Below are 642 nucleotides of genomic sequence, written 5' to 3' on the forward strand. Positions count from 1 at the left end.
GCGATCTTCATCAGTTGACCCACCCCTTCCCGGTCCAGTACCTCGAAGGGATTATTGAGCAGCACTTTGTGCTTGGAGCCGCCAAATTCAACACCTTCCAGATAGCGCTGCAGGAATTTGCCTTCGGCATCATCCCGGGAATAACCGAAAGTCATCTGGGTCAGGTCATTGGTGCCGAAGCTGAAGAACTCGGCATGCCTGGCGATAGCGTCGGCGGTGAGAGCCGCCCTGGGAATCTCGATCATGGTGCCGAACTTGTAGGAGATTTCCACCTTCTCCCGCTCCATCACTTCCCGGGCGACGCTTTCCAGTTGCTGACGGGCAAAATCAAGCTCGTTCACATGACCCACAAGAGGAATCATGATCTCAGGCAAGACCTCGATGCCGTCGCGCTTGACGGCAATAGCCGCCTCGAAAATGGCCTGCACCTGCATCTTATTGATCTGGGGATAAACCAGACCCAGGCGGCAGCCCCGCAGTCCCATCATGGGATTGGACTCTTTCAGTTCCCGCACCTTACGCAGAAGCACTTCCTTCTCCCGCAGTTCGGCACCACTCTGCCCTTTGGCCTTCATGGTCGCCACTTCTTCAATGAGGTGCTCTTCTTTGGGCAGAAACTCGTGCAGGGGCGGATCCAGAAGG

At 56.1% G+C, this 642-nt stretch carries 1 protein-coding gene; it reads right to left on the reverse strand.

What is annotated here, in order from left to right:
• Positions 1-642: pyruvate, phosphate dikinase (locus tag JNK74_29215; GenBank protein ID MBL7650257.1), on the reverse strand; the 642-nt coding region annotated here is incomplete at both ends.

The organism is Candidatus Hydrogenedentota bacterium (assembly GCA_016791475.1).
Taxonomy (GTDB): domain Bacteria; phylum Hydrogenedentota; class Hydrogenedentia; order Hydrogenedentales; family JAEUWI01; genus JAEUWI01.